This is a genomic window from uncultured Paraglaciecola sp. (assembly GCF_913020055.1).
GTDB lineage: Bacteria > Pseudomonadota > Gammaproteobacteria > Enterobacterales > Alteromonadaceae > Paraglaciecola.
Genome location: NZ_CAJWCF010000158.1, coordinates 1 through 6,028, shown reverse-complemented (window position 1 = coordinate 6,028; position 6,028 = coordinate 1). Strand labels below are relative to the sequence as shown.

Sequence of the window (6,028 nt, the reverse complement as noted above, 5' to 3'; positions counted from 1 at the left end):
ATCTCGCGCACGTCCCCTTTAACCACTGATAAGTTTTTATGCGGCGCCAGAAAATTACCAAACCACTGAAGATCAAAGGCAATCACTTCATAGTCCCTTGCTAGCAATTTAGGGATAAGAACATGGCCTTTATAGCCGCAACCACCTGTTACAAGAATTTTCATGCTGAATTAAACCTTATATGTTAGTTAAGTAGTGATAATACATTGTCAGAAATGGTCTTACCTATAGCCAGTGATGCAGTTGCCGCGGGTGACGGGGCATTGCAAACATGGATAATATTACCATCTTCACGAATATAAAAATCATTTAATAAATTACCTTGGCGATCACAAGCCTGTGCCCGGACACCCGCGCCACCAGGCTCAAGATGCTGTACTTGTATTTCTGGAATTAGCTTTTGCAATGCTTTGACAAAGGCTTGCTTGCTGAACGACCGGTGATACTCTCCTAACCCAGTACGAAAGTATTTTGTAGCCACTTTTCTAAACCCAGGCCAAGTTAAAGATTCCGAAAGGTCTCGCAAATTAAAATCTGTTTTTTTATAGGCCTCGCGACCAAAAGCAAAAACCGCATTGGGCCCACACTCTACGCCACCGCCTATCATGCGGGTAAAATGAACGCCAAGAAACGGGAAGGCGGGGTCGGGTACAGGATAAATTAAATGATTGACCAACTTAGGGGCCGATGCGGTAAATTGGAAATATTCGCCACGAAACGGTAGGATACGTAAGGGTAAATCTGGCTCTGACTTGCGCGCTAATCGGTCTGATTGTAAACCAGCGCAGACTACTGCAACTCGCGCTACCCAAGTACATGAACCCCCTATAACCTCAACCTGCTCACCTTGTCGCTGAATATCAACCACCGTCTCACCAAGAACAATCTCAGCACCCAACTCGGCCAGTAACTCCGCGTATTTTCTCGCTACTGCACCGTAATCAACAATTCCTGTTTGCGGCACAAACAAACCACGAAGACCACTACAATGAGGTTCAATTTCACGAATCTCGGCAGGCTGTAAAAATCGAAGACCTGTGAGTCCATTAGCTACACCTCGGCGATACAACTCCTCCAAGCCCGGCAATTCTGTAGGTGAAGTTGCCACGACAATCTTTCCACATATCTCATGTGGTATAGATTGCTCTCGGCAAAAATCCAACATTTGTCGATAACCAGCACGGCAATTAATAGCCTTGAGTGAGCCAGGTTTATAATAGAGGCCAGAGTGAATTACCCCGCTGTTATGACCTGTCTGGTGCTGTGCAACAGCTAACTCTTTTTCGATCAAAGTCAGACGGGTCAGTGGTCTCTCTTGCATAATACGTAAAGCTGTGGCTAGACCAACTATGCCGCCCCCTACAATCAACACATCAACTTTATCTACCATGTGTTAGTTAAGGTAGTATCATTCATAATATCTTGATAACTGCCAATACGCTTTATGCCACTACCACCCAACTCGACAATCTCTGTGCAATTTTTAAGGGTGGTGATGCGATGAGCTATAATGAGCACAGTAAGCTCTTTACTGAGCCCCTCGATCGCCAGCATGACCTCTTGTTCGGTTTCATTATCTAGCGCGCTCGTAGCCTCATCAAAGATAATCACATCAGCTTGCTTATAAAGAGCGCGTGCAATCCCAATACGCTGACGCTGACCGCCAGACAGTCGAACACCCTGCTCACCAACAATAGTTTGGTATTTCTTAGACCAACTTTCAATAATTTCAGCAATTTGCGCTTGTTGAGCCGCCAATTTAACTCGAGAATGATCAATCTGGTCTTTGGCTATGCCAAAGGCGATGTTTTCTTCAATAGTACTGTCGGCCAAAAAGATTGCTTGTGGCACATGAGCAATATGGGATTGCCAAGCGATATTGTTGCCTAGCGTAATAGTTTGGCCATCAATTTCCAAGTCGCCACCAGAAGGTTGGAGCAACCCCATAATAATATCAAGCAAGGTGCTTTTCCCACTACCGGTGGTTCCAATAAAACCAACACGACTACCTTTAGCAATAGTAAGATTGAGTTGCTTGAGTACAAAGGGCATTTGCTCGCTATAGCGAAAGTCGAGTTGCTTAAGCCTTATGCTGTGATTGAATGGCAGTGGCTGTATAACTGACTGATTAGCGTAACAGGGCAAGGGTTGGTCTAACAGTTTAAGCGTGTCTTCTAATGAAGCCGATCCTCCATTTATTTCGGACCAAGCAACATAAGCTTGTTGAAGCACTGGTAGTAATCGCTGGGCACCAAGCGCCAATGCGCCTAAAATGGGAATAGCCTTAGCAACGCCACTGGGCTGCTGAGCCATAAAATACGCTAACGTGGCGATAAGGAGCATACCTAACGCCTCCATACCAAAGCGAGGACTACTACCAATAAATGCATTATTTCCCTGTGCACGACGCAGACGGATGTCAGCATTACGGTAAATCTGGCAGTAAACAGCTTGACTGCCATCAATTAGTACATCACGTATACCGCCCAGTCCTTCTTGCAAAGATTTTATAACTTGAGTAGATTCGCGTGCCACACATTTACTATTAGCCAATAGTTGCTTACGGGTCAAGCGAATAATAACTACATAGATAAGACCAAACCCTGAAAAAGCGACTAATGCAACCACAGGTTGTACCATCAACAGAGTCATGAGAATAGAGGTGAGCATAATGATGGAACTAATGAGTGTTAGAGCAGGCATAATAATACCAAAAATAACTCCATTGGCTTTCACCGAGATACCATTAATCACTTCACTGCTATTGCGCCCGCAATGTACAGCATATGGCTGATAAAGTGTACGGCGATAGATCCTAATACTAAGATCAGAGCCAGTGGCAAAAGCCAATCTAGTACTCGTCCAAAGCAACAATAAACGCATAGCACCAGCGATTAACACTGCCCCACCAAAGACAATAGTAAGTGGCAATAACAGTTGCTTTGACTCAGTTAGCTTTAACGCCTGAAAAATAGGTTGCAGGATAGGTAACTCAAAAACAAGTTCAGGCGCCGTTAACACTCCAAGAAACGGCACCACGGCGCCAATGCTAAAAACTTCTGCGAACGAGGCGAGCAACATCAGCAACATCAGTAACTTGAACTGCCCATGACGATGCGGACTAATATGGCGCCAAAGGCGTTTTAGTAAGGGTGTGATTGATTGACTTTTCATACTACCTTCGATTACTACACATTACTTAAATTGTCTACTTGAATTCCAGTGACTATGTTGAACCCCCCAAAAGTACATTCAAGGACCGTTATCACTCAAGAATGAGAGGCTAAAATTGGCCTTAACGTATCAAAGCCGTTAAGACGTTACAATCCCAACCCCATATGCCATCTTGAATAACTATTACACCGCCTTTAGAGTCGTCATGAAAACGAGTAAATCTGTGTGAGTTACCGTTACCGACCCGCCTAACTCAAATTGTTTTGAGAACACAGGTATTCCATACCCTGAAAACCCTAAGACATTACAAAACGAAATGGGTTTATTCCCACACTACACTACACTACCGCTCTAACTCTTTTTTCAAACTTTCTCATTTGCCAAAAGCCAGCGCAACTCATTAGTTCTTTTAGTCTCTCTCTCCAACAAACTGCCGGAGAAGCTTATGTAGTCGCCACGGATGTAAAGCCCCATAAGCGTAAACGCAGAAAACAATTAAAAAAGCAACAAAACTATAGAGCTCACTAAAGAGCGACATCACAAACCCTATCAGCAACAAAGACACAGCTAGCGCATCAATAATTAAAAGTGCTTTCCTATCAGATACCTTAGCTAACTGAAACAAATGATGTAAATGCGCACGATCTGCAGCAAAGATAGACTTTTTCTTTAAAATCCTTCTACCCATAACGACTACGGTATCCACTACCGGAACTGCAAGACACCATAAAACACTTACCGGTTTTATTGCTTCTATTGGGCTCTGGGAAAGATAGATGAAAAACCACGCTAAAATATAACCTAAAAGCATACTCCCAGCATCACCTATGAAAACCTTCCGCTTAGTAAAAAAACCTAAGTTCACACACAAATAGGGCAGTATGGCAGCACCTAATACGGCCATCTGCTCAGCCAATAAAATTTGGCCGCTGCTTATTTGAAATAACACAGCTCCTGCTAACGCGACGAAAACCATCGTTGCCAAAAGACCGTCCATCCCATCTATCATATTATAGGCGTTAACTAAACCTATAATGGCAATAACGGTAAACACCATACCCCATTGCCCCAGATGAATATCGCCCCAACCAAACAAATCACCCAAATTTTCTACATACAACCCCGTACTCTTTATCATGATAACTGATGCCATCACTTGAACAAAAAGACGAAGCCTAACGCCTAGACCTGTATGGTCATCAACCATACCCATGAAAAAAACAAATGACCCTGTTGCAAACAGATAAAAAACCTTCTCGGACAAATCAAAAAAAAGCACTAGAGGCACTATGGTACCAATAAAAACGGACACCCCACCTATTAAAGGGATAGATCCATTATGCAACTTGCGACTATTCGGCTCATCTACTAGGTTGAACTTAACCGCTAATGGTCGGCAAATAATAATTACCAGCACCGAAATCACAAGCGCCATTAAGCATGCTAAGGTGAAACCATATGGAATATCATTCATAAAATAACTTATTCTAAACGAACAAATTTAACAGACTACTTAATAGCATTAACACTGTCGAGTAAACGTTTTAGACAGATTAACTTTTCTACCTTTATACACGTTACGCGCAAACCAAAAACAACGACGTCGAAAGCATCAGGATTAACTTTTAAAAATGGCTCCAATTAACAAGCTTGGAAAACATTGGTGTCTTTACCTCACAGCCCCCACGTCGGGCTACTTAAAACCGTAGCCATTTTCCCAGACCTTTAAGCTAAAGACTTAAGCACGCTACCGCCACCAGCGCGCAACCCCTGTTGCTCACCGTTAGATTAAAAATCACCTTTAAAAGGCAAAAAAATCCTTAAAAGCCTCTAAAACAGTAGTCTTGAGTGCTTTATTACTGACCTAGTATTGTACTTAAACAGCCCAGAAATGTATGTAGGCAAAAATGGACAAAATAGACTTTTATGTCATCTATCCTCACAACTCAAACCCAATACACCCTAAAAAAATCATAACTCACCACATTATTTTTATCACCGCGCCTTAAGGACAAAACCGCGCTTTTCACTGCCTTCGTAGAATGGTCTGAACCTGCTAATTGGACGTACGATCGAAACCATCATTTTCAGCCCAGTAGGCAACCCAATTAAATTTTCTTCACTTAATTAATTTGTAATGTTTTTTACTTAACTCCCATCCAAGTAACTTTTCAAGCTTAAGCATCAATCTGTGTTTTTTTTGTTTTTTGGTTGGCTGATAGTTAGCATCTACTTGATAGATGCCTTTATCTTTAGGCAGCCAATCTTGGACTACTTTTGGATGAGTACCGAAAAATTCTTTAATAATAGATTGATCCATTTGAGAATAATCTATGTTAACGGCCTGACCACCCCAATGATGACTAATCTTCTTCGTTTTTAGACTCATCTGTGCCTCACTCCGCACCCAACCGTAATGATAACATTTCGCTCCAGTATGCTTTGCCCTTGGATAACGACCTTTTTTATTCGAGTCAAGCACCAACCAAAACAACCCATCTGGCGCATAACTTCTAATCGAATTCTTAATAATTCGCGCCTCTGTGCGGTACCAGCCAGGTGAATTCAAATAACTATTGGCATTACCGTAAAAATGAATAAAATCAAAAACAAGCGCCTCTACCTTTGGGTCATCAACATATTGATCCATTGCCTGCGTAATTTTATCCAAATCATCTTCATGATAAACCTCATCCCCTTCAATATAAAAGGCCCAATCCCCAGTGCAGTTAAACTGAGCAATCATTTTTTGTTGCCCATAAACATAACCTCGGTCTTGCATTTGTTCATTCCATATCGATTGAATAATGCGAATCTTAGGATCATTAATTGCCTGAATTTGTGCCAAGGTATC

The 6,028-nt window shown here is 42.2% G+C and carries 6 protein-coding genes; all 6 read right to left on the bottom strand.

Going from position 1 to position 6,028, the window contains the following annotated elements; translation table 11 throughout:
* Window positions 1-164, bottom strand: a 164-nt coding sequence (locus QZ488_RS20800; protein ID WP_293752353.1) for an NAD-dependent epimerase/dehydratase family protein, incomplete at its 3' end; no start/stop codon positions are given.
* A 20-nt stretch (window positions 165-184) separates the two neighbouring features.
* Window positions 185-1,390 (bottom strand): L-2-hydroxyglutarate oxidase, encoded by a 1,206-nt coding sequence (lhgO, locus tag QZ488_RS20795; RefSeq protein WP_293752351.1) that lies wholly within the window; start codon window positions 1,388-1,390, stop codon window positions 185-187.
* Entirely contained in the window at window positions 1,384-3,174 is a 1,791-nt protein-coding gene (locus QZ488_RS20790; RefSeq protein WP_293752350.1) for an ABC transporter ATP-binding protein, read from the bottom strand. Before QZ488_RS20790 ends, lhgO begins: the two co-directional genes overlap by 7 nt.
* A 183-nt stretch (window positions 3,175-3,357) precedes the next feature.
* Window positions 3,358-3,492, bottom strand: a complete 135-nt coding sequence (locus tag QZ488_RS21590; RefSeq protein ID WP_366509085.1) for a polysaccharide biosynthesis protein — start codon at window positions 3,490-3,492, stop codon at window positions 3,358-3,360.
* Between the two features lie 91 nt (window positions 3,493-3,583).
* Window positions 3,584-4,648 (bottom strand): MraY family glycosyltransferase, encoded by a 1,065-nt coding sequence (locus tag QZ488_RS20785; protein ID WP_293752349.1) that lies wholly within the window; start codon window positions 4,646-4,648, stop codon window positions 3,584-3,586.
* A gap of 645 nt (window positions 4,649-5,293) precedes the next feature.
* Window positions 5,294-6,028: hypothetical protein (locus QZ488_RS20780; protein WP_293752347.1), on the bottom strand; the 735-nt coding region annotated here is incomplete at its 5' end.